We start from the raw sequence: 24,580 nt of genomic DNA on the forward strand, positions 1-24,580 counted from the left end.
TCATGAAGGCCATGCGTCTCACCCAACTGGCAACCCTCGCACTGCTCGCCACCCTTGGCGGCGCGGCGACGGCAGCTGCGCAATCGAAGACCTTCACCATTTCCTGGTGGGGGTATAACGGCGAGAAGATGAACGCCAATATCATCGAGCCGTTCAAGAAGATCTGCGGCTGCGAGATCGTCTTCGAGACCGGCAACAATGCCGACCGCCTGAACAAATTGAAGCTGCGCGACGGCAAGGGCGTCGACGTCATCTACCTTTCCGACAGCTTCTCCCAGCTCGGCATCGAACAGGGCCTCTTCCAGGAGATCGACCCGGCGAAGATCCCGAACCTGTCGGAGATCTACGAACTCGGCCGCGCGCCGCAGGGCAAATACGGGCCGGCCTACACGATCGGCCGCGTCGGCCTGGTCTACGACTCGGCCAAGGTCAACCCGCCGATCACCTCCTGGAACGACCTCTGGCGTGAAGACCTCAAGAGCTCGGTTTCCCTGCCGGGCATTACCACGACGGCCGGTCCGATGGTCGTGATGCAGGCCGGCAAGCATGCGGGCGTCGACGCCTATGACGACGCCGACAAGGCTTTCGAAGCGGTGGAAGCTCTGAAGCCGAACGTCGTGAAGAACTACAACACCGGCTCGGAACTGGTGAACCTGATCTCGACTGGCGAAGTGCGCGTCGCGCTGGCGCAGGACTTTACGCTTGCCTCCATGCAAGCCGCCGCCAAGACGATGACCTGGGCGAAGCTCTCGGACGGCGACATCGCGACCCTCAACACGGTCAACATCCCGAAAGGTTCGGAAAATGTCGATCTCGCCTACAAGTTCATCGACTTCATCCTGTCGAAGGACGTCCAGCAGAAGGAAGCCGAACAGGGCGTCGATGCACCGATCAACACGAAGGTCGAGCTGACGCCCGAACAGGCGAAGATCTGGACCTACGGCGCCGAACAGGTTGGAAGCTTGAGCCGCATCGACTATGCGAAGATGAACGAAGCCAAGACGGACTGGATCGATCGCTGGAATGAGGTTTTCGGCCAGTAGTCCGAATATCTGCTGGAACCGAAGACCTGTTGAATCGACATCGGAACGTCGCCGTCAACGCGACGTTCCTGCCTTCAAAAGAGTATCCGATGCACAAGCTCGCCAGATGGGGTTTGACGACGCCGGCGACGATCGCCGTCGTCGTGCTTCTGGTCATCCCTGTCCTTCTGACGATCGCCACGACCTTCGGCGAAGCGAAAGGGCCGTTCTCAACCTATGCGGCTTTTTTCAACAGCGGCTTCCGGCGCGCGGTTCTTTACCGCACGCTGAAGATCGCACTGATCACCACGGCGATCTCGCTCGTCATCGGCTTCATCACGGCTTACGTCATCGCCCAGATGCCGGGCCGGCTGAAAAGCATCGCAATCATCGCCGCCGTCTTTCCGCTCTTGACCGGCGTCGTCGTACGCTCCTTTGCCTGGCTGATCATCCTCGGCAAGAACGGCATCATCAACGATACGCTGATCTCGATCGGGCTGATCGCGGAGCCGCTCTCCATGCTCTACACGGAAGGTTCGGTCATCGTCGCCATGGTCTATCTCTTCGTGCCGCTGATGATCCTGACGCTGACCGGCGTCTTGGAAGGCATTCCGCGTGACCTGATCGAGGCCTCCGCCTCGCTCGGCGCCAGACCGGTTCCGACCTTCCTGCAGATTATCCTGCCGCTGGCGACACCCGGCCTCATCGTCGGCGCGGTTCTCGTCTTCACCGGTAGTTTCACCTCCTATGCGACACCACAGCTTCTGGGAGGCGAAAAACAGATGATGATGGGCACGTTCCTCTATCAGCGCGCCATGGTGACCTTCGACTGGGTCGGCGCCTCCACCATCGCGGCGATCATGGTGGTGATCACCATCGCCGTCGTCACCGTCATGAGCCGGATTGCACGCCGGCTGAACCCGATGGCGGTATGACCCTATGCCCGCACGCGTTCATCCCGTCCTCGGCGCCTTCGCGGCCCTCGTTTTCCTCTTTCTGCTGGCACCGCTTGTCATCATCGTCGGTGCCTCGCTCAGCGACACGACCTTTCTCACCTTCCCGCCGCAGGGGCTGACACTGCGCTGGTTCGCCAACATCTTCCAGGTCGAAGCCTTCCGGCGCACGGCGATCACCAGCCTGCAGGTCGCCTTCCTCGGCACCGCACTCTCGCTGCTGATCGGCATTCCGGCTGCCTATGCGCTGAACCGTTATCGGGTGGAGCTGCCGCGCTGGCTCTCGACGCTCTTCGTGCTGCCGATTCTGGTGCCGGAAATCGTCTTCGGCTTCTCGTTGCTGAAATCCATCACCATCGGCCTCGGTCTGCCGGTCTATCCCAGCCTCATTCTGGGGCACGCCCTGCTCGTGCTGCCCTATTCGGTGCGGGTCGTCGGCGCGAGCCTGGCATCCTTCGATTTCTCGATCGAAGAGGCGGCAAGGAGCCTCGGCTGCCCACCGGTCAAAACCTTCATGACGGTCGTGCTGCCGAACATCCGCGCGGGTGTGATTGCCGCCTTCATTCTCGCTTTCATCACCTCGATCAACGATGTTTCGGTCTCGGTCTTCCTGACGGGACCGGGCATTTCCACCCTGCCGATCCAGATTCTCGCGCATATGGAGCAGTTCTTCGATCCGACGATCGCCTCCGTCTCGGTGCTCCTGATGCTGGTGACCGTCGGCGTCATGGCCATCGTCGAAGCGACGCTCGGCCTCACTTTTCTGACCAAATAGGTTCATCGTGACCGTATCTCTGACCATCGAAAACCTCTCGGCCCATTACGGAACCACGCAGGTCCTGAAGGACCTGTCGCTTTCGGTCGCTGCCGGCGAACTCGTCTCGCTGCTCGGCTCCTCGGGCTGCGGCAAGACGACGACGCTCCGGATCGTCGCCGGTTTCCTGCAGCCGACCAGCGGCACGGTGCGGCTTGGCGACCGTGATCTGACGACGCTGCCCGCCCATGCGCGGGAGATTGGCCTCGTCTTCCAGAACTATGCGCTCTTTCCACATCTGACCGTGCTCGACAATGTCGCCTTCGGTCTGAAACAGCGCAATATCACGAGACCGGATCGGGCAAAGCGCGCAATGGCCATGCTGGAGCGCGTCGGCCTCGCCCCGCTCGCCGACCGGCTGCCGGCTGCGCTTTCCGGCGGTCAGAAGCAGCGTGTCGCCCTTGCCCGCGCTCTTGTCATCGAGCCACCGCTTCTGATGTTCGACGAACCGCTTTCCAACCTCGATGCGAAACTGCGTATCGACATGCGGGTCGAGATCCGCCAGCTGCAGCGCGCCAACGGCACGACCTCTCTCTACGTCACCCACGACCAGGAGGAAGCTTTTTCGATCTCCGATCGCGTCGCGATCATGAACGCTGGCCGCATCCTGCAGCTCGACACGCCGGAAGTGCTCTACCGCAAGCCTGCCAACGCCTTCGTCGCCCGGTTCGTCGGCTTCGAGAATCTGATCCGCATGAAGGTAACCGGCCGCGAGGGTCCCATGGTCACGGCGGAAGCCGCCGGGGGCACCAAGCTGCATCTGTCGCAGGACGTGTTCGGGCCGATCAAGGACGATTTCACGCTCGCCGCCCGCGCCGAAGGTCTCTCAGTCCGCCGCGGCGGCGAAGGCATTCCGGCGACGCTTGGCACCCGCACGTATCTCGGCCGGGCCTACCAATATAAATGCGAGACGACCGCAGGCGAAGTCACCGCCAACGGCGCACTCTCCGATCCGCTGGACGCCGGTATCCAGGCCGTTCTGACCCCGGTTGCGGAACAATGCTGCATCCTTGATCCGGAAGATTGATCCGGCGTTTCATCGGCGCAGCCCAACTCACCGGACGCGGTATCGACCGATGCGTTTGATCGCGAGACCCGTGAGCTCGGGCTTGTGTCAACGCCGGTGACGGAACTGACATAAGCGGGGGATCATTTGGAAAGCTGCTCTCTTTCCCGCCGGCATTTTGGAACAAACGGATTCGGTCTTTGCTCCGGAAGAGGATAGTATCGATCCCGCAATTGATGATGCCACGGGAGCCTTCAATGATCGATCTTTACCACTGGCCACCCCTACGGCAAGCAGGTGGCGTTCGCATCCGGCGCCATTCTCGTGGGGAACGCATCCGCAAAATACTCTATAATCAACGGACGATCCCGGTCGCCGACTGATTGGCGCACCGGAAATCACCGACTGCGCAAATCCAGTCAATTCAAGGGAGTTGAAACATGAGCCTTCGCATCAACGATACCGCACCGGACTTCACCGCCGAGACCACCAAGGGGACGATCCATTTCCATGACTGGATCGGCAACGGCTGGGCAGTCCTCTTCTCCCATCCGAAAAACTTCACGCCGGTCTGCACGACCGAGCTCGGCACCATGGCCGGTCTCGAAGGAGAGTTCACAAAACGCGGCGTCAAAATCATCGGCATCTCCGTCGATCCGGTCGAAAGCCACGGCAAGTGGAAGGACGACATCAAGACAGCAACGGGGTTCGAGGTGGAATACCCGCTGATCGGCGACCGCGATCTCAAGGTGGCCAAGCTTTACGACATGCTGCCGGCCGGCGCGGGCGAGACTTCGGAAGGCCGCACGCCTGCCGACAATGCAACGGTGCGCTCGGTCTATGTCATCGGGCCGGACAAGAAGATCAAGCTGATCCTCACCTATCCGATGACCACCGGCCGCAACTTCAACGAAATCCTGCGCGCGATCGACTCGATCCAGCTCACTGCCAAGCATCAGGTGGCGACGCCTGCCAACTGGCAGCAGGGCGACGACGTGATCATCACCGCCGCAGTTTCGAACGAAGACGCCGTCTCTCGCTTCGGATCCTTCGATACGGTCCTGCCTTATCTGCGGAAGACCAAGCAGCCGACAGCATGATATGCGCTGACGCAAATCTCAAGGCCGGCGAAGCGGATCGTTTCGCCGGCCTTGTCGTGTCATTGCCATCGGGTCGAGCGAGCCCGCCCCTTATGGATGGACAGGACCGCTGCCCGAAGGAGAACGCGCCGCAACCGCACAGCGGGTAAACCAGAGCCTTCCTTGCGCAAGATAACTTTCCGATTTTGCGGGTGAACGGACAGCTACGGCACGCATCGCATGCGAGAGCCGGGGGGAGCCTCCCTTCAATAGACGGGATACATGCCCCAGAAGAAGCTTTCGGAATATTCCCGGTCCGGAACACGGTCGATCTCGCGATCGCTCCGCACTTTTTGAGGCGCCTGCTGTTCGGCAGGCTCCAGTTCTGCCTTCGGCGGAACGCGCCGGGTCAGTCCGAACAGATCAAATCCAAACAGGGAAAAGCCACCACCGATCATCGTCAGCCTCCAGTTGGGTCAGCATCATGCCTCCTGCCAGTTTCGGGCCAAATCCGGTTCCGGTCAATGTAGTCTACCAAAACACTGTACTAATTAGGCCAATGGATTTGAAACAATTCCGTCACAAATGTGGCGCTTCACGAAATCGCCATCTTTGCAAGAAGAGCATGAGACGGCCTTCATGCAAAGAAACGGTTTGCCGGCCGCGGCAGGCCAAGGTGTTCCCTCAGCGTCGTGCGTTCATACTCGTGGCGGAAAATTCCGCGGCGCTGGAGTTCCGGGACCAACCGTGTCGTCACATCATCCAGGCCTTGCGGCAGGTAGGGGAAGACCACGGTGAACCCGTCGGATGCCTGTTCTGACAGCCAGGCCTGCATCTCGTCGGCAACAGTCTGCGGCGTGCCGACGAAGGCGAGGCCGGAATATCCGCCATAGCGCTGGGCGAGTTGCCGCACCGTGAGCTTTTCCTGTTCGGCAAGCCTTAGGACCCCTGCCCTGCCGGATTTGCTGGCATTGGTCTCGGGGATATCCGGCAGCGGCCCGTCGGGATCGAAGCTGGAAGCGTCATGACCGAGCGCGATCGAAAGCGAAGCGATCGCGCTGTCGTAATGGACGAGGCTGTCGAGCTTGGCGCGCTTGGCCTTTGCCTCCTCGACTGTCTCTCCGATCACGACGAAGGCGGCCGGCAGGATTTTCAGGTGCTCCGGATTGCGGCCGACCGCCGCCATGCGTCCCTTGATGTCCGCATAGAGAGCCTTGCCGGCCAAAAGATCGCGTGGCGAACAGAAGACCACCTCGGCCGTCTCCGCTGCGAGCTGACGTCCCGGTTCCGACTGCCCGGCCTGCACGATCACCGGCCAGCCCTGTACCAGCCGAGCGATGTTGAGCGGCCCGCGCACGCTTAGTTCTTCACCCTTGTGGTCGAGCACATGCATCTTTTCCGGATCCCAGAAAATGCCGCTTTCCTGGTCGCGAAGAAAGGCATCGTCGGCGAAACTGTCCCACAGCCCCGTCACCACATCGTAGAATTCCCGCGCCCGCTTATAGCGCTCGCCATGCTCCACATGCTCGTCGAGCCCGAAATTGCGCGCCGCATCCGGATTGGACGTGGTGACGATGTTCCAGGCGGCACGGCCGTTGCTGATATGATCAAGCGAGGCAAAGCGGCGGGCGACGTGGTAGGGCTGGTCGAATGTCGTCGAGGCGGTCGCCGCAAGCCCGATCTTCTCGGTCACGGCCGCAAGTGCCGAAAGCAGCGTGAACGGCTCGAACGAAGTGACGGTATGGCTGCGCTTCAAGGCTTCCACCGGCATGTTCAGCACCGCCAGGTGATCGGCCATGAAGAAGGCGTCGAACTTCGCCCGCTCCAGCTTCTGCGCGAAAGACTTGATATGCGCAAAGTTGAAGTTGGCGTCCGGATGGGCGCCAGGATAACGCCACGCTCCGGTATGCAGGCTGACGGGGCGCATGAAAGCGGTAAGGTGCAGAGACTTTGCCATGGGAGAAGCTCTATCGGAAAAGAGGGAATGACCCTGTTCCGCCAGACTAGGCGTTCTCTTTTCGCGCGCTAAGGAAAGTTGTTTCGCGGATCCTATTGCGCCGGAGAAATTCTCTCTTCTCCTGCTCAACTTGCCGTGACAATCCGCAAATCTCTCTTTGCAGCCGCCAAAAGAGAAAATTCGCTTCGTCCAAGGTCGGCAATTGAAGCTTTATTCCTTCTCCCGGCCTCTGCGGCGTGTCTCAATGATAGCTTGATCGAGGAGATGCACATGAGCAGGGTTTTCCACTTGGCAGGAAAGATCAAAGCAGTGGCTCCATACATTGCGACCGAGGACGAGGCGCTCGACGTGGCAAAAGCGCTGGCGGTGCCGATCGCCGAAGGTTCGGGCCTCCGGGACCGGGAGAGGCTTCTTCCCCATCATGAGATGGAGCTTGTGGCCCAGTCGGGCCTTCTCGGCATCACCGTGCCCGCGGAATATGGGGGGGCGGATATTTCCAATGCCTTTCTGGCCGAGGTGATCGCCATCCTTTCCGAGGCGGATGCGTCGATCGGCCAAATCCCGCAGAACCATTATCACATCCTGGAAGCGCTCAGGCTTTGCGGCACGGAGGAGCAGAAGAAGTTCTTCTTCGCCCGGGCGCTGGCCGGCGAGCACTTTGCAAATGCTCTGGCGGAAACGGGGGTCGCGGCGGCCGGGGACATCGAGACTCGGCTGGTGCCGGATGGCGTCGGCTATCGCATCAACGGCCGCAAATATTATTCCACTGGCGCGCTCTTTGCCGATTGGGTGGCGATCTTCGCCATCGATCCCGAGGGCAGGCTCGCGATGGCGATCGTGCCGAAGGAGACGGAGGGCCTCACCATCGTCGACGACTGGGACAGCTTCGGGCAGCGCACGACCGCCAGCGGCACTGTGCTGATCGAAAATGTCTATGTCTCGGCGGATTCGGTGATTGCCTATTACCGCAGCTTCGAGCGGCACGCGCCCGTCGGTTCTCTCGGCCAGTTCCTGCATGCTGCGATCGATCTCGGGATTGCGCGCGCTGCCTTTGCCGACATGCTCGAATTTGTCCGCCATAAATCCCGCGGCATGCGCAATCTCGGCATCGAGACGGCAAGCAGCGATCCGCTGACCATCGCGCGGACAGGGTCGATCGCCGTGAAGCTGGAAGCGGCGTCGGCGGTGCTGGAACGAGCCGGCCGCAAGGTTGATGTCGCCCAGATCACCCCCTCGCCGGAAACGGCGGTCGAGGCCTCGCTGGCGGTTGCAGCGGCGAAGATCCTGACGACGGAAGCGGCGATGGACGCGACCAACGGCCTGTTCGAACTGGCCGGCACCTCCGCCACCAAGGAAGGGCTGAACCTCGACCGTCATTGGCGCAATGCCCGCACCCACACGGTGCACGATCCGGTGCGCTGGAAACATCACGCGATCGGCGACTATCACCTCAACGGCAAGGTGCCGAAGCCGAACGGGCAATTCTAACCCTGTTTGGTGGTCGGCTCGACCTCATCGATAATGCCGCTCGAGCGCTTGGCGACCATCTGTTCCAGCGTCATGGTGTCGAGCACCGAGGCGATCGCATCGCGCACTTCGGTCATCGAATGGCGGATCTGACAGTCTTCGGGATGGTCGCAATCGTCGCAGGCCTCGAAAGCCGTCTTGCTGGCGCAGCGGATCGGAGCCAGCGGTCCGTCGAGGATGCGCACCGCCTGGCCGACATAGATCTGCGACGCCGGCTTCGATAGCGCATAACCGCCGCCCGGCCCCTTCTTCGAGCGCAGCAGGCCGCCCTTGCGCAGTTCGAGCAGGATCGCGTCGAGGAATTTCTTGGAAATGTTGTTCTGCTCGGCGATCTCGCTGACGAAGGCGGTCCTGCCGGGTTCGAGTTGCGCCAGATGCACCAGCGCCTTGAGACCGTATTTTCCCTTTTTCGTCAGCATCGAGGATCGAAAGCCTGCCTCACCGTTTCCTTCTCGATACAGGACAAGTTCCTGAGGTTCAACGCAACTTTCGGCAACCAGGGACAAGAAACGAGACGGGCGGATCCAAGAAGGGAAGGACCCGCCCGCCTGCACAGGCGAAGCTCGCTCAAACTTCACCTGAACGCTCGAACTTCCCGATCAATCTTTTCGATGCGCCAGAAGATCGGTGACCTGACGCCGGATCGTGACGAAATCCGGATCGTCTCTATGCCGCGGCCGGTTGCCGGGTATCTCGAAGATCTTCGCAATGCGGCCCGGGCGAGGTTCCATGACGACCACCCGGTCGGAAAGGTAGATCGCCTCTTCCACGTCATGGGTCACCATGACGACCGTGCTTTTCTCGCGCTCCCAGATTGCCAGCAACTCGTCCTGAAGATAGCTGCGGGTGAGCGAATCCAACGCACCCAGCGGTTCGTCGAGCAGGAGCAGGGGCGGCCGCGGCGCAAGTCCGCGGGCAATCGCCGCGCGCTGCGACATGCCACCGGAAAGTTCGTGCGGCAACGCTTTTTCGAAGCCGCTCAGGCCGACGAGATCGATCAGGTACTGCACCCGCTCGCGCTTTTCCGCCTCCGAGCCGGCGAGGCTGTAGAGGCTGAGCGCGATGTTCTTCTCCACGCTGAACCAGGGCAGCAGCCGGTGATCCTGGAAGACGATGCCGCGCTTGAGGCTCGGGCGATCGATCACTTCGCCATCGACCGTGATCCGCCCGCGGTCCGGTCCGTCGAGGCCGGCGAGAAAGCGCAGCAGTGTCGACTTGCCGCAGCCGCTCGGTCCAACGATACTGATGAATTCGCCGGATTCGATGGCGAGCGATACGTTGTCGAGCGCGTGGACGATGCGGCTTTCGACGCGGAAAGTCTTGGAGACATCCGAGATCCGAACCGAACCGGCCGCGATCGTTTTCGGCCGTGACAGGGTCAGGGCATCCGCCATGGTATGAGCCTCCTTGAAAATCCGATGACGAGCCGATCGAGGCCGACCCCGATGAGCGCGAGGAAAAGGACACCGAGCAGAACCTGATCCATGCGCGCATATTCGCGGGCTGCGGCGAGGTAGGCACCGAGACCGTCCCCCATGCCGTTGATATAACCGGTGCCGATCAGGTACTCGGCGCCGAAAGTGCCGAGCCAGGCGATATTGAGCGACAGCTCCAACCCCGCCAAAATGGAAGGGATTGCCGCCGGAAAGATGATCTTCGTCAGCGTCGTGCGGCGATCGAGTTCAAGCACTCGGCCTACTTCACGGAACGGCGCGGGTACGTTCTGACATCCAGCCTGCGCACCAAGCGCCATCGGGAAAAAGGCGCCGAGTGCGATCAGCGTGATCTTCATCACCTCGCCATTGCCGAACCAGGCGCTGAGCAGAGGAATCCAGGCGAAGAGCGCGATCTGGCGCAGGCTGGCGATAGACGGATCGAAGAGGCCGCGCGCGATGCCGGAAAGCCCGATCAGCACGCCGAAAGCAAGCCCGACGGACGCCCCGATCGCCCAGCCGGCCAGGGCTCTCAGAAGAGTCGCAATCGTCGCCCCGGGAATGGAGCCGTCCGCGAAACCCTGATAGGCGGTTTTCAAAACCTGTGCCGGCGAGACGATGATGTCGTTGCCGAGCGCTCCGAGCGCATCGAGAAGCGACCAGAGAACAACGAGCGCCGCCGGCAGGACAAGCGCCCGCCAGATGAGCTGGGGACGAGTGAGCGTGGCGGTGGTCATCGGCCCCTCCCTCATGCCGCCGTCTTGAACGACCAGCCGGTCGTGCGATGCTGGAACTTCGTCAACGCGTAATCGAGCACCCAGCCGACGATGCCGATGACGATCATGGTGGCGAAGACCACGTCGAGCTGAAAGGCCTTGCGGCCCCACATCATCAGGTAGCCGAGACCTGCTGCCGAGGAAATCATCTCGACCAGGATCAGCACCTTCCAGCCGCGGCTCAGCGCCTGGCGGACGCCTGTAAGAATGGCGGGCAGGATGGAGGGCCACACCACCAGCCGGACCCTCACGAGCCAGGGCAGTTCGAGCGCCCGGGCGACATCGTCATATTTGCGCGGCCTGCTGCGGATGCCTTCATAGGCGCTCACCATCAGCGGCAGGAAACAGGTCTTGGCGATGAGGATGATCTTCAAGGCTTCGCCGATGCCGAAGACCAGCATGAAGAAGGGAAGCCAGCCGAGCGAGGGCACCAGGCAGATCGCCCGCACCGTCGGCGCCACATAGATATCCAGCGGCCGGAAGAGGCCGAAGGCGAGCCCGAAGAGGAGACCGAGCCCGCCTCCGACCGCAAGGCCCGCCGCCACGCGCCCCAGACTGACGAGAAGCTCACCTGGCAACTGGCCGGTGGCGATCAGATCTGTGGTCGTTTCATATACGAGCCGCGGATCGGGGAGGATCTGCTCCGCCAGCCATTCCTGGTGGACGGCGTAGGACCAGAACGCCAGAAGCGCGAACGGCACGACGAGGCCTAGAGCCACCTTTCCTAACCAGCCGGACAGGTGCGGTGCCGAGGCAAGAAGACCCCGCACACCTTTGTCCGCCACGCGGTCGAATGGGGTCTCGGCAATCGAAACGGAAGTCTTGAAGGTGACATCGGACATGATCGCTCCTTCCTTCGGCCGTCATCTCGGCACGAAGCGTAGACCAGAGAGTGGAGAAGCGCCGGTCAGAACCGGACGGCATTGCCTTGGCCGTCGCGCGGCGTCCAGACATTCTCGTAGCCGAACGCCTTCAAAGCCGTCTTCAGATAGCTGTCGTCCACCCATTCATCGATGTCGAAGGGCTTGCGGATCAGCTTCTGGCCGACGGCGAATTTGATGCCGGCTTCGACATTGGCGCGATAGAAGTCGTCGAGCAGCGGGCTCTGGCGGTCCTTCAACAACTCACCGTCATAATCTTTTTGGAACGTCGAGCGTGGCGGACCGGTCAGTGCCCATATGTCGAAGAGCGCGTCGCGGTTCTTTTCATCGGAAGCGAAATAGGACGCCTTGACGAAATTGTTGACCACCCGCTGGGTCAACTCCGGATAGGCCTGACGAAATTGGTCCGTCACCACGAAGGAGCCGAAATTGCTGCCGGGCGCAGGGCTCCCCTTGGTGGTGTAGACGATCTGCGCGATGCCTTGGTCGACGAGCTGCAAGACGGAGTTGCCGCCACCAACGACCACATCGATATCACCGGAGGTGATCGCCGATATCTGGTCGGCGGTTTGCAGGTCGAAGAACTGGATGTCGTCGACCGCCAGGCCGGCCCTGGTGAGGATTTGAAAGAGGCCGAGCTCGTTGATCGTGCCGCGCGACGTCGAGATCTTCTTGCCCTTGAGATCGGAAAGCGAGGCGATCCTGGCGTCCGGCCGGGCGACCAGATAAACGGGGCTGACGCCGTAGGACGCGATCACCTTCGTCTTGAGACCGGCCCCGCGGCCGACGATGTTGGGCAGGCCGCCGTAATAGGCGAAATCGAGCTGGCCGTTGGCGAAGGCCTCGTTGATGGCCGGCCCCGTGCCGCGCGGAAACTGCCACTCGATCTTGATGCCGTCGGCGGCGAACTCCTTCTCCAGAAGCTCCTGGGCACGGACGACGCCGATCGCACCGGTGCCATAGGGCTTGCCGGCCGCGTTACCGAAGGAGGCGATGCGGATGACCCGGGGCTTATCCTGGGCCACGGCCGGGCCGGTCCCGAGGATGGCTGCCGCGGTAACGGCGAGCACGGCGAGGCTCGTAAAGGTTCTGCGTCTCATCTTGCCCTCTCTCCCTTAGGTCCGGGTCTTGCCGTCGGCCTCGCGTGGGGTCCAGACGGTCTCATAGCCGAGATCGGCGAGCGTCTTGGTCAGCAGGCTGTCCTGAATCCATTCGTCGACATCGAAAGGCTTGCGCACCAGCTTCTGCTCCAGCGTGAAGTCGAGCCCGGCCTTGATGTTCGCGCGGTAGAAGCCGTCGAGCAGCGGGCTGTTGCGGTCACGGAGATTATCGCCAGCATAATCGGTGACATAGCTCTCGCGAGGGGAGCCGGTGAGCGCCCAGATGTCGTAGAGCTTGTCCCGGTTCTCATCGAGGCCCGCGAAGCGCGAGGCTTCGACGTAAGCGCGCAACACCCGCGCGACGATCTCGGGATTTGCCTCGGCAAAGCTGTCGAGCACGGTGAAGGAGCCGAAGGTCGAACCCGGGGCGGGTCCCTTGGTGCTGTAGAGGACCTCGACGAGCCCGCTATTCACCAGCGCCAGTACCTGGTTGCCCTGGCCGAGCAGCGCGTCCACGTCGCCCGACTGGATCGCCGCCGTCTGGTCGGCGCCCTGGAGGTCGAAAATCCGGACGTCCTCGTTCTTGAGGCCCACGCCTGCCAGAATGAGCGAGAGCGAGAGCTCGAAGATCGTGCCGCGCTGGAAGGCGACCTTCTTGCCCTTGAGATCGGCGAGTGTCTTGATTCCGGCTGCAGGGCGCACCCCGACATAGGTCGGCGAGATGCCCGAGGCGGCGAGCACCGTGGTGCGTACGCCGGCGCCGCGGCCGACGATGTTCGGCAAACCCCCGTAGCTCGCGAACTCGAGCTGGCGGTTGGCGAAGGCCTCGTTGATCGCGGGGCCGGTGCCGCGCGGGAACTGCCATTCGATGCGGATGCCGTCGGGCTCGAATTCCTTCTCAAGCAGCTCCCGCCCGCGCAGGATGCCGATCGAGCCGTTGCCATAGGGTCGGCCGGCGGCGTTGCCCGGCCCCGCGAGCCGGATGACATCCGGCTTGGTTTGCGCGCGGGTGATGGAGAATGTGGTGGGAAACGTGGCAACTGCCGCGCTTAATCCCAGAAATGTTCTGCGTGTGGTGCGCATGGTCGAAAATCCCGCAATTCGTCTGTTTGACGGTAGTCGCCTAGTCCGGCGGCCGGTTCATTCGTCAATGATGATCGAGGCGGCTCATAACTTCCGGCGTGGGCCGTGGCCTTCCACTCCTCACCCAGCCGATCGACTTGCGGTAACTGCCGAACAGATCCTGCCGTTCGAGCTCCGCAACCGTGATGCCGGTCACCTCAGCGGCGAGGGGCGCCACATAGAGCGCATCGTCCGGACAGTAGACCTCGCACATGAAGCAGGTCTGGCAATCGTCCTGACGGGCGATCACCGGAATGCCGCCTTGAACCGTGTCGAAGACATTGGTCGGGCAGACGTTGACGCAGATATTGCAACCGGTGCACCGGTCCTCGCTGATGACCTCGATCATGCTGCCAGAATCTCGAGTTCCGGCGACGGAGCGCGCTCGCGGCCGATCCAGACCTCATCGAGGCCACCGGTCGTCGTATAGTGAAGCTGCGTATCGTCCTTCCTCAAGAAGTCTTCACGTTTGTGCATCCCACGGGTTTCCGTTCTCGAAAGCGCGCTGCGATACATCCAGCGGGAGGTGGCCAGCATCGCGACGCCTTCGCGGATGCGCTGCGCTTCGCCGAGCGATGCGGCCCGCGCCGTGCGGATGCCTGACCAGAGCCCGTCCAGGCGGCCGAGCGAATCTTCCAGCTTTTCGCCGGTGCGCTGATAGTTGCGGTCATAGGGATGGACCTCGTCCTGAACCGAACGGGTGAGTGCTGCCGCATCGATCGCCCAACCCGATCCGTCGGCGATGCCGACGCCGCCGGCGCGGACATAACGGCGATTGCGGCCGCGATATTGCTGGCCGTAGTCACCGGCCGAACCGCCGGCCCAGAAGCCGGAAGACATGGCCCAGGCGGCGTTATGGCTGCCTCCGCCGGTAAATGCGCCGCAGATCAGCTCGCGGGTCGCGGCATCGCCGGCCGCGTAAAGGCCGGGAACCGTTGTGGCGCAGCCGTTGTCGACGATCCTCAGACCCCCGGTGCCGCGCACGGTGCCTTCGAGCAGCAGCGTGACCGGGAAGCGCTGCTTGAACGGATCGATGCCGACGCGATCGAGCGGTACGAAGAAGTTGGGCTGGGCGTAACGCATCGCCTGTTCGGTTTCGGCATCCGCCTTATCGAGCTGGGCGAAGACCCGTTGCGTCGCAAGCGCCTTGGCGATCACCGAACGGCCGCCCTTGGACGCAGCACCCGGGATCGGCGAGCCGTCCTCGAAGGTGAAGGTCGCCCATTCGTAGAAACGGGTTTTGGTGACCGAGCCGCCTTCCAGCGCCATGGCATAGGCGCTGGAAAATTCCATGCCCGAGAGTTCGGCGCCGAGTTCGGCAGCAAGAAGCAGGCCGTCACCGGTCAGCACGTTGCAGCCGAGCGCCTTGCTGAGGAAGGCGCAGCCGCCGGTTGCTATCACCACCGCTCCGGCCCTCACCAGCCAGGTATCGCCCTTCTGCCGCCGAACGCCCGCAGCACCGGCAACCGCACCGGTTTCATCACGCAGCAGTTCGAGCGCGGGGCTGTGATCGAGGATCTTCACACCCGCCGATTTGGTCCGCTTGCGCATCAGCCGCATGTAATCGGGACCATCGAGACTGGTCCGGATCGATCTGCCGTTGCCGTCATCGCTGAAGGGATAGCCCCATTCGGCAAGATGGTTGACGTTCTCATAGGTGCGATCGAGCGTCCGGCGCATCCAGGCGGGGTCGGCAAGCCGGCCGCCGAGATCCCAGCGGCTGTTCATCGCCCTGGCGCGGCGGGCGGGGTCCGGCGGCACGTACCAGACGCCGGTTCCGGACGGCGCGGTTGCCCCGGAGGAGCCACAGAAACCCTTGTCGACCAGCACGACCTTGGCGCCTTTGCCCGCAGCGGCGATCGCCGCCCAGGTTCCGGCAGGACCACCGCCGATCACCAGAACGTCGGCGTCAAGTTCGAGCGAGGCGGAAGGGGCCGCGATATTCGCGGCCGTGGATGTGATCACCATGATCTGTCTCTCCTGGTACGGGCGGAAAGCCCGTCGTTCAAGTCCCCGAAATCAGGCGGCTACAGCGCTTCGTGCACCGGCCGACCGATGGCAATCATATTATCTATTAATTCTATAGACTAAAGGAAATGACGTGCGTGCGAACGGCCGCTACGGAAAAAATGCTACCGCTATCCATCGGGGTTAGGGGAATAATCCGGACCTGAATGGATGTCGTCCGCGGAGAATGAATTTCCGAAAGACAGGGCTTTATCGGGGAAAGATTTGGGCTACTCGGCTGAGAGATCGCGCAATGTCCGAGGCAGCGTGTTCATGCATTCCGCCCCGGTCTCGGTGATCAGGAACTGGTCTTCGATCATCAGCGCACCAAGACCCTGACCATAGAACGGCGTCTCCAGCGCGACCACCATGTTCGGCAGGATGATCTCCGGATTGCCGGAGGAAAAGAACGGCCATTCCTCGATGCCGACGCTGCCGCCGACCGAGTGACCGAAATGGCCGCGATAATAATCGGAAAAACCGTCTTTACGCATGGAGGCGATCATGGCTGCATGCACCGCACCGAACGTATTGCCCGGCCGAAGCTGCTCGAAACCTGCCTCGAATGCGCTCTCCAGCGCCTTGAATATGTCGCGTGCCAGTGGCGACGCCGGCCCGTGGGTGAAGGTGCGGGCGCCATCGGAGGAATAGCCACCGACCAGCGTGCCGACATCGGCCTTGATCAGGGCACCGGGTGTCACGACGGCGGACATGTCCGAGAGGTCGGAGCCGATCGAGATGAAGTCCCAATGGCCGCTGAGCGCAAAGCCGCCTTCGATAGCTGCGGCCTGCGCGCCGGCCTTCCAGGCGGAAGAGAGTTCGCCAAGCGGAACACCCAGCCTTACCGCCACCGCCATTCGGACAAGCCCCGCCTCGGCGGCCTTCGCGGCACGGCGCAGGCGTTCGATCTCATGCTGCGATTTGACCGCCCGCATCCGGCGGAGCACTTCGGAACCATTGACCCAGCGGACACCCGGCAGAGCCTGTTTCAGCGCGTCGAAATCGGCAGCCGGCATAAACTCCAGATCCGCACCGATCCGCGCGTGGCCGAGACCGCGCTCCTTCAACAAATCGCCGAGCAGATTGAAGCAGGCGGATCGATCGAAGGTTTCGGGCCGGGGACTGGCCGCCCCGAGCCGCTGATACGCTTCGTTGATCTGGAGCACCGTTTGCACACCCGTCAGGTCGAGCATGTCGATCCAGATGCGGTGCGTGCGCAGATCGATATCGGGAACCGCATTGCGGATCGGACCGGAAGCGTGATCGCTGGCGACAGCCGCGAGATCAGCCGCGGCATCCGCAGGCACGAGCGCGATGGCCGCTCCCGCCCTGCCCCACATCGCCGCCACGCCCGCCGGCGCCCCGATCGCATAATGAAAAGCTTCGGGCTGGAAGAGCGCCAATGCATCGAGCCCGGCTTCCCGCATCAGGCGTTCTGCATGATCGCGATCGATATCGCTCATGGCCGTACTCCAAATCGTCTTTCTCAAGGCCTTAGCCGGCCTTACGAGAAAGCGCCAGCGGAAGCTGGAACAAAATTCCCTGCCGGAAGTATGGCGGCGAAGAGCGTTTCCTGCACCTGCGGAAAATCGTGGCCCACTGCCCTTCCGGTTGAGAAGAACTGCGATATTCTCCGCGCCGGTATACAATGGCTGAAAAGGCCAACTCGATTAGGGAGCATAAAATGAGCGGTTTGACGGCCCGCATGGCCGAGACCTTGAAGACCGACCGGCGCTTTGTCCGGGCTATGACGGCCGGCGCCTTTCTCCTCGGCGCGGTTGCGGCAGGTTCCGTTCACGCGCAGGATTTCGATGCCGATGCGACGATCAACATCGGTTCGCTCTATGAGCCGCAGAACCTCGACAATACCGCCGGCGCCGGCCAGGGCATCAACGAGGCCTTCAACGGCAATGTCTATGAAGCGCTGTTCCAGCTGACCGATGCCGGCGCGGTCGAGCCGGTCCTGGGCAAGGATTACAAGGTGAGCGACGACGGCCTCACCTATACATTCACGCTGCAGCCGGGCGTCACCTTCCATTCCGGCGATCCGCTGACCTCCGAGGATGTGAAATTCTCGATCGAGCGCGTCACCGCGCCGGAATCCAAAAGCTCCCGCAAGAACAGCCTGAAGCAGATCGCCGGCATCGAGACGCCGGATGACGCCACCGTCATCGTCAAGCTCTCCTCCCGCTCGATCTCGCTGCCCTACAATCTGAGCTATGTCTGGATCGTCAACGACACGGCGACCAATCTCACTGCGACGGAAGACGGTACCGGCCCCTATACGCTGGAAGGCTGGCGTCGCGGTTCGTCGCTAGCGCTGACCCGTTTCGACGATTACTGGGGCCAGAAGCCCTCCAATGCCGACGTGGTCTTCCAGTATTTCACCGAGGCGACCGCACTCAACAATGCGCTGCTCACCGGTTCGGTCGACATCATTACCTCCGTGCAAAGCCCGGATTCGCTTGCGCAATTCAAGGACAATCCGGATTTCACGGTGGCCGAGGGCCAGTCGACCACCAAGCTCCTGCTCGCCTATAACGACCGCGTCGCACCCTTCCACAACGTAAAGGTCCGCAAGGCGCTCGCGCGCGCCGTCGACGACGCCAGGCTGCTCAAAGCCGTCTGGGGCGACTATGGCACGCTGATCGGCTCGATGGTTCCGCCGACCGATCCCTGGTATGTCGACCTCACCAAGGTCGATGCCTACGATCCGGAAAGCGCCAAGGCGTTGCTCGCCGAGGCCGGTTATCCGAACGGCTTCACCTTCACCATCGATACGCCGAACTACGATCCGCATCCGATCGCGGCGCAGTTCCTGCAGACCGAACTCGCCAAGATCGGCGTCAAGGTGAACATCAACGTCATCACCGCCAACGAGTGGTACACCAAGATTTACAAGGCGCATGACTTCCAGGCGACGCTTCAGGAACATGTGAACCATCGCGATATCGTCTTCTACGGCAACCCGGACTTCTATTGGGGCTACAACAATCCGAAGGTCGTCGACCTCATCAGGCAGGCGGAAGAAAGCGCCACGACCGACGAGCAGACGGAAAAGCTGAAGGAAGCCAACACGATCATCGCGGAAGATGCCGCCAGCAACTGGCTCTACCTCTATCCGCAGATCGTCGTCTCGGCGAAATCGGTGTCCGGTTATCCCGTCAACGGCCTGAACTCGCAGTTCTTCGCCTCCGGCATCAAGAAGGCCGATTGATCGCGGCCCCTCTGCTCGGGGCTTGCGCTATAGTGTACCCGCCCGGCTCAGCCCGGGCGGTTTTCTGATGAAAGGTGCGGCTATTTTCTCCTATCTTCTGCGCCGTCTGGCCATCCTCATCGTTTCGATCCTGATCGCGGCCGCGGTGCTGTTCCTGCTGCTGCGCCTGCTTCCGGGCGATCCGGCCAATGCGCTCGTTTCCGTCGGAGCAGACCCGGAGCAGATCGAAGCCGCCCGGCGGCAGGTGGGGTCCGACCTGCCGCTGTCGGAACAGTTCCTGCGCTTCGTCTCCAGCCTCGCCCGCTTCGACCTCGGCAATTCCTTCATCAGCGGCGCGCCGGTTCTGCCGGAGATCGGCGATCGCTTGGCCGTCACCGTGCCGCTGACGCTGATGTCGTTCCTGCTGGCAATTGTAATCGCCGTACCGCTTGGGGTCGTCGCCGCCGTGAAATCCGACCGCTGGTACGGTTCGCTCATCTCCGTCGTCTCGCAGTTCGGCATTGCCGTGCCCGTCTTCTGGATCGGTATCCTTCTGGTAACCGTCTTTGCCGTCAATCTGCGGCTTTTTCCCTCGGGCGGCTTTCCGTCGCGGGGCTGGCAGAGGCCGGATGCAGCCTTCGAAGCTCTCGTGCTGCCGGTTGCGACGATCGCCATCGTCATGTCCGCCTCACTGATCCGCTATGTGCGCTCCGCCGCGCAAGACGTGCTCGGCAGCGATTACCTGCGCACCGCGCGCGCCCTCGGCGCGACCTTTTCCGAGGCACTGATCCGCCACGGCATTCGCAACGGTTCGGTGCCGGTGATTTCCATTCTCGGCATAGAGCTCGCCTCGACGCTTCTCGGCGCCGTCGTCGTCGAGCGGGTCTTCTCGCTGCCGGGCCTAGGGTCGATGCTGCTTCTCGGCATAGAGCAGCGCGACTATCCGAACGTGCAGGGCGTGCTCTTCATCTCGACGCTGCTGGTCCTGCTGGTCGGCTTTGCCGCCGATCTTGCCCAGCGCCTTATCGATCCGCGGCTGCGCGGCCGCGTGGCGGGAACCGAGCCATGACCGATAGAAGCCTCATCGCCGCTCCTCCGGAAGGCCGCGCCCGCCGTTCATGGACCTTTGCCGCCGGCACGATCCTCGTCGGCCTGCATCTTGTCATCGGCCTCTTGACGCTCGTCTGGACGCCCTATGATCCGGCCGCCATGTCCGGCGGGCGGCTTGAAGCGCCCTTTTTTGCGCATTGGGCCGGTACCGACCGGCTTGGGCGCGACCTTTTCACGCTGATCATGATCGGCTCGCGCATCGCGCTCCTCGTCGGCACCGGTGCGGTGATCATCGGTGCGGCGATTGGTATCACGATCGGCCTCATCGCAGCCTTCGCGTCGAAGACGCTGGACGACGTGCTCGCCGCCGGCCTCGACATCCTCATCGCCTTCCCGACCCTGCTGCTCGCCATGCTGATCGTCGCCTCCAGCGACGGAGCGAGCCTCTGGACCGCGATCGTGGCGATCGGCATCGCCAATTCGGCGATCGTTGCACGGCTCACGCGCATTCTGGCGAAGCGTGTATTGAGGATGGACTATATCACCGCCTCGCGGATTTCCGGCACGTCCTGGCTGGGTGTCGTCGCGATCCACATCCTGCCGAATATCTGGCCGACGCTGCTCGTCAACCTGGCGCTGCAGTTCGGGCTGGCCGTCATCGCCGAAGCCTCGCTCTCCTATCTTGGTCTCGGCGCACCGCCTCCGAACGCTTCCTGGGGCCGGCTGCTGCAGGAAGCGCAAGGCACGGTCTATACGGCACCTTTCGGCGCCGTTGCACCGGGCATTGCGCTCGTCCTGCTCGTCATCGGCATCAATTTGCTGGCTGACGGCCTGCGCGATATCGCCGACCCGACCCGCAGGAGGCGCCGATGAGCTCGCTTCTGTCGATCGAAGGCCTTTCGGTCGAGACGGGCGGCCAGACGCTGGTCTCGGATGTCTCCTTCTCCGTCGCATCCGGCGAGCGTCTTGGCCTGATCGGAGAATCCGGCTCCGGCAAATCATTGACGGCGCTTGCAGCGATCGGCCTTCTCCCCGAGGGCTTGCGCGCCGGCGGTTCGGTTCTGCTTGATGGAAAGCAGGTGGTCGGTGCGCGTGACCGTGATCTGGTGCCGCTGCGGGGCACGATCGTGGCGACCGTCTTTCAGGAACCGCTGACCGCGCTCGATCCGCTGATGAAGATCGGCCGGCAGGTGGCCGAGGCTGTTCGGCGCCGCGCCAAGCGCGATGGCCGGCCGAGCGACGACACGACGGTTATGCGCGAAGTGATCGACCTGCTGGACCAAGTGGCCCTGCCGCAGCCGGAGCGGATCGCAAAATCCTGGCCGCACGAAATTTCCGGGGGCCAGCGGCAACGCGCCGCGATCGCCATGGCGCTCGCCTGCCGTCCCGAACTTCTGATCGCCGACGAGCCGACCACCGCGCTCGACGTCACGACGCAGGCAGAAATCCTCAATCTGCTGGGCCAGTTGGTCCGAGAGCGCAACATGGCGCTGCTCTTCATCAGCCACGATCTGCCCGTGGTGGCGAATGCCGTCGATCGGGTGGTCGTGCTGCGGCATGGCCGCATCGTCGAACAAGGACCGGTCGGCACGGTCTTCCAGCAGCCGTCGCACGACTATACGCAGAGCCTGGTCGCCGCCGCCCGCTCCTTCGACAACGCTCTGGAGATCGCGCCATGAGCCTCGTCGACGTCCGCAACGTCTCCTTCGGCTACAATCGCGACCAGAAGACGCTCGACGGCGTGAGCCTGACACTGCGGCAGGGCACCAATCTCGGCATTGTCGGCGAATCCGGCTCCGGCAAGACGACGTTGCTCCGCCTCTTGCTCGGCCTCAACCGCCCGTCCGAGGGCTCGATCACGGTCAAAGGCTCGCCGCTCGATCCGAAGAACGGCGATTTCATGCGCGGCTTCCGCCGTACCGTTCAGGCGGTCTTTCAGGATCCCTATTCCTCGCTCGATCCGCGCCAGAACGTCTTCGACATCATCGCCGAGCCGCTGCGTTCGCTCAAAATTTCCGGAGATACCAAGACTGCCGTTGCCGCAGCACTTGCCTCGGTCGGCCTGTCGGCCGATGCGGCGGAGCGATATCCGCACGAGTTTTCCGGCGGGCAGCGGCAGCGCATCGCGATTGCCCGCGCGATCGTCTCGCGGCCGGAGGTCGTGCTGGCCGACGAAGTGGTGAGCGCCCTCGACCTTTCCACCCGCATCCGCATCGTCCAGCTGCTCCAGGATCTGTCGAAGACGGTGACGCTCGTGCTCGTCTCCCACGACATCGGCCTCGTCGCCTCGCTCTGCGAAGAAACCATCATCCTCGAACGCGGCAAGATCGTCGAGAGCGGCAGGACCCGCGACATCCTTGCGGCACCCAAGCATTCCTACACCCAGAAACTCTTGGCCAGCATCCCCCGCATGCCGGTCTGATCTTCTTTTCCAAGGAGTTGCCCGATGTCAGTTTCCCGTCCCGTTTCCGCTTCCGAAACTGCCGAGCTGCCGTTCGATCTGCTGCGCCGCCGTTATGGCGCGGACCAATCGGACCAAACTTCAGATTGGAATGCAGTGGTGGAGACGATCCTTTCACATCGCTCCATCCGCGCCTATCTTCCGGAGAAGGTGCCCGAAAGCGCGCTCCAGCTGATCGTCGCGGCCGCGCAGTCAGCCCCCACCTCATCCAGCCTCCAGGCCTGGAGCGTCGTCGCCGTCGAGGATCCGGATCGCAAGGCAAAGCTCGCCGAGCTTGCCTCACCCAATCCCCAGATCCTTTCGGCGCCGCTCTTTCTTGTCTGGCTCGCCGATCTTTCCCGTCTGCGGAAGATCTCGGTCGATCAGGGCAAGACGGGTGAAGGGCTCGACTATTTCGAAAGCTTCCTGCTTGGCGCGATCGACGCCGCACTTGCTGCCCAGAACGCGCTGGTCGCGCTGGAATCGCTCGGTCTCGGCTCCTGCTATATCGGCGGCATGCGCAATCATCCGGCGGAAGTCGGCGCAGTGCTCGGCCTGCCGCCGGAGACCTTTGCCGTGTTCGGCATGACGGTCGGCTATCCCGATGCTTCGGTTGAAACGGAGGTCAAGCCGCGTCTCCCGCAGTCGCTTGTGCTTCACCGCGAGCAATATCAGGTCTCGGCCCACGAACCCGCACTCGCCGCCTATGACGATACGATGCGCTCCTTCCAGGCGGGTCAGGGCATGGCAACACGCGGTTGGACGGCTGTCGCCGCCAATCGTATCGCCGATACGGCATCCCTCAAGGGGCGGCACGTGCTTCTCGATGTCGTGCGGCGCATGGGCTTCAGGACAAAATAGCGGGACAGCCGTTTTGCACCGGAGTTGAAATGCCGTTCGCCGGTGCCGCTAACGCTTAGATATCCCGTAGCGCCGCTCCCGCGAGAAGAGAATAATCTTCCTTCTCTATCGGATAAGTCGTCATTAGCCTCTCTTCGCAAGAAGGGTATGGAGAAACTGATGACCGCCACCGGACGCGCTGAACCTTTGAATTTCTTCTGGTTCATTCCGACCCATGGGGATGGCACCTATCTCGGCACGGATCATTTGAGCCGCCGGCCGGAGTTCCGCTATTTCAAGCAGGTCGCGATCGCCGTCGACGAGCTCGGCTTCGAAGGCGTGCTTTTGCCGACCGGCCAGTCCTGCGAGGATTCCTGGATTACCGCCACGGGTCTTTCGGTCGTCACCGAGCGGCTGAAATATCTGGTCGCGCTGCGCCCCGGCGTCACCTCGCCCACTTTCGCGGCTCGACAGACGGCAGCGCTCGACCGTCTGAGCAATGGCAGGCTTCTCCTGAATGTCGTGGTCGGCGGCAACCCGACCGAACTTGCCGGCGACGGCATCTTCCTCGGCCATGACGAGCGCTACGAGCAGGCCGCCGAATTCCTCGACATCTGGAAACGGCTGCTCGCCAGCGAGACCGTCGATTTCAAGGGCAAGTACTACGAACTCAAGGGCGCGCGTTCGGATTTCCCGCCAGTCGGCCTGCCGCACCCACCGCTCTATTTCGGCGGCTCCTCGGATGCCGGCCAGGAACTCGCCGTCAATGCCACCGACATGTATCTCACCTGGGGCGAGCCGTTGGAACAGGTGAAGGAAAAGGTCGAATCCGTTCGCGCCAAGGCGGCGAAGACAGGCCGAAAAATTCGCTTCGGCATGCGCATTCACTTCATCGTCCGCGAGGACGAGGAAGAAGCCTGGCGCGCCGCCGACAAGCTCATCAGCAACATCTCCAACGAGCAGATCGAGCGCAGCTGGCACCGCTTCCAGCAGGAAATGGATTCCGTCGGCCAGCGTCGGCAGGCCGCTCTCCATGGTGGCCGCCGCGATAAGCTCGTCGTTGCGCCGAACCTCTGGGCCGGTGTCGGCCTTGTCCGCACAGGTGTCGGAACCGCGCTGGTCGGCACGCCGAGCCAAGTGGCGGAGAGGCTGCGCGAATACCAGGCTCTCGGCATCGATACGATCATTGGCTCCGGTTATCCGCATCTCGAAGAGGCTTATCGCGTCGGCGAACTGCTCTTCCCGCTGCTTGGCATCGACAAGAACCGCCGTCAGGGCCTACGCGACAGCGTCGCCAACGAATTCGCGGTCGGTGACTACGGCGGCTCGAAGCTCGCCAACGCGGCCGGCTGATATTCAACCGCATTTCGAACAATC

At 62.5% G+C, this 24,580-nt stretch carries 24 protein-coding genes; 13 read left to right on the plus strand and 11 right to left on the minus strand.

Annotated elements, in window-relative coordinates; translation table 11 throughout:
- Positions 1–2: 2 nt before the first annotated feature.
- The 5 genes from ACMGE0_RS17470 (at position 3) to ACMGE0_RS17490 (ending at position 4,895) form a co-directional block, all read left to right on the plus strand.
- A complete protein-coding gene (locus ACMGE0_RS17470) occupies positions 3–1,043 on the plus strand; it encodes an ABC transporter substrate-binding protein (RefSeq protein WP_436817141.1) in 1,041 nt (346 codons plus the stop codon).
- 89 nt (positions 1,044–1,132) lie between these two features.
- A complete protein-coding gene (locus ACMGE0_RS17475; RefSeq protein WP_436817142.1) occupies positions 1,133–1,957 on the plus strand; it encodes an ABC transporter permease in 825 nt (274 codons plus the stop codon).
- A 4-nt stretch (positions 1,958–1,961) separates the two neighbouring features.
- Positions 1,962–2,750: an ABC transporter permease gene (locus ACMGE0_RS17480; RefSeq protein WP_436817143.1), complete on the plus strand. Its 789-nt coding sequence runs from the start codon at positions 1,962–1,964 to the stop codon at positions 2,748–2,750.
- Positions 2,751–2,757: 7 nt separating this feature from the next.
- A complete protein-coding gene (locus ACMGE0_RS17485) occupies positions 2,758–3,816 on the plus strand; it encodes an ABC transporter ATP-binding protein (protein WP_436817144.1) in 1,059 nt (352 codons plus the stop codon).
- A gap of 419 nt (positions 3,817–4,235) precedes the next feature.
- Positions 4,236–4,895 carry a peroxiredoxin gene (locus ACMGE0_RS17490; protein ID WP_436817145.1) on the plus strand — a complete coding sequence of 220 codons (660 nt, stop codon included), beginning with the start codon at positions 4,236–4,238 and terminating at the stop codon, positions 4,893–4,895.
- A 245-nt stretch (positions 4,896–5,140) separates the two neighbouring features.
- On the opposite strand, the gene ACMGE0_RS17495 is transcribed toward ACMGE0_RS17490, so the two are convergent.
- Both ACMGE0_RS17495 and ACMGE0_RS17500 read right to left on the minus strand, forming a co-directional pair.
- Positions 5,141–5,332, minus strand: coding sequence for a hypothetical protein (locus ACMGE0_RS17495; protein ID WP_436817146.1), 192 nt, complete (start codon positions 5,330–5,332; stop codon positions 5,141–5,143).
- 179 nt (positions 5,333–5,511) lie between these two features.
- Positions 5,512–6,831 carry an LLM class flavin-dependent oxidoreductase gene (locus ACMGE0_RS17500; protein ID WP_436817147.1) on the minus strand — a complete coding sequence of 440 codons (1,320 nt, stop codon included), beginning with the start codon at positions 6,829–6,831 and terminating at the stop codon, positions 5,512–5,514.
- 270 nt (positions 6,832–7,101) lie between these two features.
- On the opposite strand from ACMGE0_RS17500, the gene ACMGE0_RS17505 reads away from it, so the two are divergent.
- Complete coding sequence (locus tag ACMGE0_RS17505) at positions 7,102–8,319, plus strand: SfnB family sulfur acquisition oxidoreductase (RefSeq protein WP_436817148.1); 1,218 nt, start codon at positions 7,102–7,104, stop codon at positions 8,317–8,319.
- Here ACMGE0_RS17505 and ACMGE0_RS17510 read toward each other — a convergent pair.
- The 9 genes from ACMGE0_RS17510 to ACMGE0_RS17550 form a co-directional block, all read right to left on the minus strand.
- The gene (locus ACMGE0_RS17510) at positions 8,316–8,777 is read right to left on the minus strand and encodes an RrF2 family transcriptional regulator (RefSeq protein ID WP_436817149.1); all 462 of its coding nucleotides are present in this window, start codon (positions 8,775–8,777) and stop codon (positions 8,316–8,318) included. The two genes, ACMGE0_RS17505 and ACMGE0_RS17510, sit on opposite strands and share 4 nt — an antisense overlap.
- Before the next feature lie 180 nt (positions 8,778–8,957).
- On the minus strand, positions 8,958–9,752 hold the full coding sequence (locus ACMGE0_RS17515) for an ABC transporter ATP-binding protein (RefSeq protein WP_436817150.1): 795 nt from the start codon (positions 9,750–9,752) through the stop codon (positions 8,958–8,960).
- Positions 9,737–10,528 carry an ABC transporter permease gene (locus ACMGE0_RS17520; protein WP_436817151.1) on the minus strand — a complete coding sequence of 264 codons (792 nt, stop codon included), beginning with the start codon at positions 10,526–10,528 and terminating at the stop codon, positions 9,737–9,739. The genes ACMGE0_RS17515 and ACMGE0_RS17520 overlap by 16 nt, the downstream gene beginning before the upstream one ends.
- 11 nt (positions 10,529–10,539) lie before the next feature.
- Positions 10,540–11,409, minus strand: a complete 870-nt coding sequence (locus ACMGE0_RS17525; RefSeq protein ID WP_436817152.1) for an ABC transporter permease — start codon at positions 11,407–11,409, stop codon at positions 10,540–10,542.
- A gap of 65 nt (positions 11,410–11,474) precedes the next feature.
- On the minus strand, positions 11,475–12,548 hold the full coding sequence (locus ACMGE0_RS17530) for an ABC transporter substrate-binding protein (RefSeq protein ID WP_436817153.1): 1,074 nt from the start codon (positions 12,546–12,548) through the stop codon (positions 11,475–11,477).
- 15 nt (positions 12,549–12,563) lie between these two features.
- Positions 12,564–13,631, minus strand: coding sequence for an ABC transporter substrate-binding protein (locus ACMGE0_RS17535; protein ID WP_436817154.1), 1,068 nt, complete (start codon positions 13,629–13,631; stop codon positions 12,564–12,566).
- Between the two features lie 64 nt (positions 13,632–13,695).
- Positions 13,696–14,019 (minus strand): 4Fe-4S binding protein, encoded by a 324-nt coding sequence (locus tag ACMGE0_RS17540; RefSeq protein ID WP_436817155.1) that lies wholly within the window; start codon positions 14,017–14,019, stop codon positions 13,696–13,698.
- On the minus strand, positions 14,016–15,638 hold the full coding sequence (locus ACMGE0_RS17545) for an FAD-dependent oxidoreductase (protein ID WP_436817156.1): 1,623 nt from the start codon (positions 15,636–15,638) through the stop codon (positions 14,016–14,018). Before ACMGE0_RS17545 ends, ACMGE0_RS17540 begins: the two co-directional genes overlap by 4 nt.
- A 269-nt stretch (positions 15,639–15,907) precedes the next feature.
- A complete protein-coding gene (locus ACMGE0_RS17550) occupies positions 15,908–17,140 on the minus strand; it encodes a M24 family metallopeptidase (protein WP_436817157.1) in 1,233 nt (410 codons plus the stop codon).
- 284 nt (positions 17,141–17,424) lie between these two features.
- Between ACMGE0_RS17550 and ACMGE0_RS17555 the strand changes: the two genes are divergently transcribed.
- The 7 genes from ACMGE0_RS17555 to ssuD all read left to right on the plus strand — a co-directional run bounded on the left by ACMGE0_RS17555 (position 17,425) and on the right by ssuD (position 24,556).
- Positions 17,425–18,894 carry an ABC transporter substrate-binding protein gene (locus ACMGE0_RS17555; RefSeq protein WP_436817214.1) on the plus strand — a complete coding sequence of 490 codons (1,470 nt, stop codon included), beginning with the start codon at positions 17,425–17,427 and terminating at the stop codon, positions 18,892–18,894.
- A gap of 67 nt (positions 18,895–18,961) precedes the next feature.
- Positions 18,962–19,942, plus strand: a complete 981-nt coding sequence (locus tag ACMGE0_RS17560) for an ABC transporter permease (RefSeq protein WP_436817158.1) — start codon at positions 18,962–18,964, stop codon at positions 19,940–19,942.
- A complete protein-coding gene (locus ACMGE0_RS17565) occupies positions 19,939–20,796 on the plus strand; it encodes an ABC transporter permease (RefSeq protein ID WP_436817159.1) in 858 nt (285 codons plus the stop codon). The genes ACMGE0_RS17560 and ACMGE0_RS17565 overlap by 4 nt, the downstream gene beginning before the upstream one ends.
- Positions 20,793–21,602 carry an ATP-binding cassette domain-containing protein gene (locus ACMGE0_RS17570; protein WP_436817160.1) on the plus strand — a complete coding sequence of 270 codons (810 nt, stop codon included), beginning with the start codon at positions 20,793–20,795 and terminating at the stop codon, positions 21,600–21,602. Before ACMGE0_RS17565 ends, ACMGE0_RS17570 begins: the two co-directional genes overlap by 4 nt.
- A complete protein-coding gene (locus tag ACMGE0_RS17575; protein WP_436817161.1) occupies positions 21,599–22,345 on the plus strand; it encodes an ABC transporter ATP-binding protein in 747 nt (248 codons plus the stop codon). The genes ACMGE0_RS17570 and ACMGE0_RS17575 overlap by 4 nt, the downstream gene beginning before the upstream one ends.
- Positions 22,346–22,369: 24 nt before the next feature.
- Entirely contained in the window at positions 22,370–23,224 is an 855-nt protein-coding gene (locus ACMGE0_RS17580) for an NADPH-dependent oxidoreductase (RefSeq protein ID WP_436817162.1), read from the plus strand.
- A gap of 159 nt (positions 23,225–23,383) precedes the next feature.
- Positions 23,384–24,556 (plus strand): FMNH2-dependent alkanesulfonate monooxygenase, encoded by a 1,173-nt coding sequence (ssuD, locus tag ACMGE0_RS17585; protein ID WP_436817163.1) that lies wholly within the window; start codon positions 23,384–23,386, stop codon positions 24,554–24,556.
- Positions 24,557–24,580 lie beyond the last annotated feature (24 nt).

Origin of the sequence: Neorhizobium descurainiae (genome assembly GCF_051400715.1) — a bacterium.
In the GTDB taxonomy this organism is placed as follows: Bacteria; Pseudomonadota; Alphaproteobacteria; order Rhizobiales; family Rhizobiaceae; genus Neorhizobium.

What these genes read in the sequence shown, in the direction of transcription:
- ACMGE0_RS17470 (WP_436817141.1), top strand. Translation starts at nt 3, where the DNA reads ATGAAGGCCATGCGTCTCACCCAACTGGCAACCCTCGCACTGCTCGCC.
- ACMGE0_RS17475 (WP_436817142.1), top strand. Translation starts at nt 1,133, where the DNA reads ATGCACAAGCTCGCCAGATGGGGTTTGACGACGCCGGCGACGATCGCC.
- ACMGE0_RS17480 (WP_436817143.1), top strand. Translation starts at nt 1,962, where the DNA reads ATGCCCGCACGCGTTCATCCCGTCCTCGGCGCCTTCGCGGCCCTCGTT.
- ACMGE0_RS17490 (WP_436817145.1), top strand. Translation starts at nt 4,236, where the DNA reads ATGAGCCTTCGCATCAACGATACCGCACCGGACTTCACCGCCGAGACC.
- ACMGE0_RS17495 (WP_436817146.1), bottom strand. Translation starts at nt 5,332, where the DNA reads ATGATCGGTGGTGGCTTTTCCCTGTTTGGATTTGATCTGTTCGGACTG.
- ACMGE0_RS17500 (WP_436817147.1), bottom strand. Translation starts at nt 6,831, where the DNA reads ATGGCAAAGTCTCTGCACCTTACCGCTTTCATGCGCCCCGTCAGCCTG.
- ACMGE0_RS17505 (WP_436817148.1), top strand. Translation starts at nt 7,102, where the DNA reads ATGAGCAGGGTTTTCCACTTGGCAGGAAAGATCAAAGCAGTGGCTCCA.
- ACMGE0_RS17510 (WP_436817149.1), bottom strand. Translation starts at nt 8,777, where the DNA reads ATGCTGACGAAAAAGGGAAAATACGGTCTCAAGGCGCTGGTGCATCTG.
- ACMGE0_RS17515 (WP_436817150.1), bottom strand. Translation starts at nt 9,752, where the DNA reads ATGGCGGATGCCCTGACCCTGTCACGGCCGAAAACGATCGCGGCCGGT.
- ACMGE0_RS17520 (WP_436817151.1), bottom strand. Translation starts at nt 10,528, where the DNA reads ATGACCACCGCCACGCTCACTCGTCCCCAGCTCATCTGGCGGGCGCTT.
- ACMGE0_RS17525 (WP_436817152.1), bottom strand. Translation starts at nt 11,409, where the DNA reads ATGTCCGATGTCACCTTCAAGACTTCCGTTTCGATTGCCGAGACCCCA.
- ACMGE0_RS17530 (WP_436817153.1), bottom strand. Translation starts at nt 12,548, where the DNA reads ATGAGACGCAGAACCTTTACGAGCCTCGCCGTGCTCGCCGTTACCGCG.
- ACMGE0_RS17535 (WP_436817154.1), bottom strand. Translation starts at nt 13,631, where the DNA reads ATGCGCACCACACGCAGAACATTTCTGGGATTAAGCGCGGCAGTTGCC.
- ACMGE0_RS17540 (WP_436817155.1), bottom strand. Translation starts at nt 14,019, where the DNA reads ATGATCGAGGTCATCAGCGAGGACCGGTGCACCGGTTGCAATATCTGC.
- ACMGE0_RS17545 (WP_436817156.1), bottom strand. Translation starts at nt 15,638, where the DNA reads ATGGTGATCACATCCACGGCCGCGAATATCGCGGCCCCTTCCGCCTCG.
- ACMGE0_RS17550 (WP_436817157.1), bottom strand. Translation starts at nt 17,140, where the DNA reads ATGAGCGATATCGATCGCGATCATGCAGAACGCCTGATGCGGGAAGCC.
- ACMGE0_RS17555 (WP_436817214.1), top strand. Translation starts at nt 17,425, where the DNA reads ATGACGGCCGGCGCCTTTCTCCTCGGCGCGGTTGCGGCAGGTTCCGTT.
- ACMGE0_RS17560 (WP_436817158.1), top strand. Translation starts at nt 18,962, where the DNA reads ATGAAAGGTGCGGCTATTTTCTCCTATCTTCTGCGCCGTCTGGCCATC.
- ACMGE0_RS17565 (WP_436817159.1), top strand. Translation starts at nt 19,939, where the DNA reads ATGACCGATAGAAGCCTCATCGCCGCTCCTCCGGAAGGCCGCGCCCGC.
- ACMGE0_RS17570 (WP_436817160.1), top strand. Translation starts at nt 20,793, where the DNA reads ATGAGCTCGCTTCTGTCGATCGAAGGCCTTTCGGTCGAGACGGGCGGC.
- ACMGE0_RS17575 (WP_436817161.1), top strand. Translation starts at nt 21,599, where the DNA reads ATGAGCCTCGTCGACGTCCGCAACGTCTCCTTCGGCTACAATCGCGAC.
- ACMGE0_RS17580 (WP_436817162.1), top strand. Translation starts at nt 22,370, where the DNA reads ATGTCAGTTTCCCGTCCCGTTTCCGCTTCCGAAACTGCCGAGCTGCCG.
- ssuD (WP_436817163.1), top strand. Translation starts at nt 23,384, where the DNA reads ATGACCGCCACCGGACGCGCTGAACCTTTGAATTTCTTCTGGTTCATT.